This window comes from Alishewanella maricola (assembly GCF_016343785.1).
Taxonomy (GTDB): Bacteria; Pseudomonadota; Gammaproteobacteria; order Enterobacterales; family Alteromonadaceae; genus Alishewanella; species Alishewanella maricola.
Genome location: NZ_JAEINI020000047.1, coordinates 1 through 611, shown reverse-complemented (window position 1 = coordinate 611; position 611 = coordinate 1). Strand labels below are relative to the sequence as shown.

General features: G+C 49.1%; 1 pseudogene. It reads left to right on the top strand.

Annotated elements, in window-relative coordinates:
* Positions 1 to 611 (top strand): annotated as a pseudogene (locus JAO78_RS16655) (IS630 family transposase); the annotation flags it as partial.

Sequence of the window (611 nt, the reverse complement as noted above, 5' to 3'; positions counted from 1 at the left end):
CGGCAGACTGACCGGTGAAAAAATTCTTCACTACATCAAAACCGAGTTTGGTGTGGAATACCACCACAACGCCATTTATAAACTCCTTAAACAACTAGGATTTAGTTGGATCACCAGCCGCTCCCGGCATCCAAAGCAACAACAAGGCGTCCAGGACGCATATATAAAACTTCCAACTGGAAACGATCCTTAACATTCCTGGTACGGTGCGGTTGGAAAACGTTGATGTGTGGTTTCAGGATGAAGCAAGAATGGGTCAACAGAACACCACAACGCGCTTGTGGGCCAAAACTGGCTCGCGGCCACGGGCGGTAAGGCAGCAGCAATTTGAATATGCCCATCTATTCGGTGCAGTCTGCCCGGCAAGTGGTGCGACAGAAGCGCTGATTGTCCCTTTCATCAGCAAAGACGTGATGAAAAAGCATTTAGCGCAGATTTCAGCGGCAACTGCCAAAGGCCGATTTGCGGTAGTAGTCATGGATGGGGCGGGTTGGCATACGGATGACATTGCTGACAACTTTGATAATCTGGCTATATTGAAACTGCCACCCTATTCGCCAGAGCTCAATCCGATTGAGCAAGTATGGAGCTGGCTGCGACAGCATCATTTA